The following is a 941-nucleotide window of genomic DNA, read 5'->3' on the forward strand; positions in this document are numbered from 1 at the left end:
GCCGACGGGCTTCTTGCGATGGACCTCCGACCTGAAGCCGCGGCTGGCCATTGCTTCTTCATTCTTCTTCGACCGATAGGCGGTATCGGCCCAAACGACGCGCGCCGTGTTGGTCGGATCCAGGAGATGGGGAAGCCGGGCGCCGTCGAAGGCGGCGGCATCCGTCACCGTCCAGGTCCGGATCAGGCCGAAAGCGCGATCGGTGCTGACATGGTTCTTGTAGCCGAAGGCGGGAATGGCCAGGTCGACCGACGGCTTGGAGCCGTCGGCGGCCACCTTCGCCTTGGTATATTTGACCGTCCAGCGCGCGTTCTTGTCTTTCTGACGGTTCTTTGACGGATTGGCCTTCCAATGTTCTGGCGTCTCACCAGCCTTTAGCGCAGCCTTCTCCTCCTTGGTGTTGCGCTGCTTTGGCGCCGCGATGCAGGTGGAGTCGATCAATTGCCCAGACATCGGGATGTAGCCAGCGGCACGGATCGTGGCGTCAAAACGCTTGAACAGGCCGTCGATGGCGCCCGCCTTCACGAGCCATTCCCGAAACAGCCAGATTGTCTTGGCGTCGGGAACGGGGTCGCTCAGCGTCAGCCCAAGGAACCGCATGAAGGACAGCCGATCGCTGATCAGATATTCCGCGCGTTCGTCGCTGAGACTGTTCTGCGCCTGGATGACCAAGATTTTGAACATCAGTACGACGTCGAACGGTGGCCGCCCGCCTTTGGCGCCGGCGCTGTAACCCACGGCCGCCAACAGATCCGGACGGAACGCTTCGAAATCGACCAACCGACCGTACGTTTCGAGCTGATCGCCCAGATCGCTTAAGCGTTTCAAACGCTCCTGAACATCAAAAAGACCAGGCCCTCCCTTCATCGAAATCCTCCATATCCCGACCAAGATATGGAATCATGATCCGGCCAATTCCGCCAGGTTTTTCGAGGTGTCCA

At 59.8% G+C, this 941-nt stretch carries 1 protein-coding gene; it reads right to left on the reverse strand.

Annotated elements, in window-relative coordinates; translation table 11 throughout:
• The coding region (locus AEAC466_RS43195) for an IS5/IS1182 family transposase (RefSeq protein ID WP_023460257.1) at positions 1–867 on the reverse strand (867 nt) is incomplete at its 3' end.
• Between the last annotated feature and the right edge of the window lie 74 nt (positions 868–941).

This window comes from Asticcacaulis sp. AC466, assembly GCF_000495815.1.
Taxonomy (GTDB): Bacteria; Pseudomonadota; Alphaproteobacteria; order Caulobacterales; family Caulobacteraceae; genus Asticcacaulis.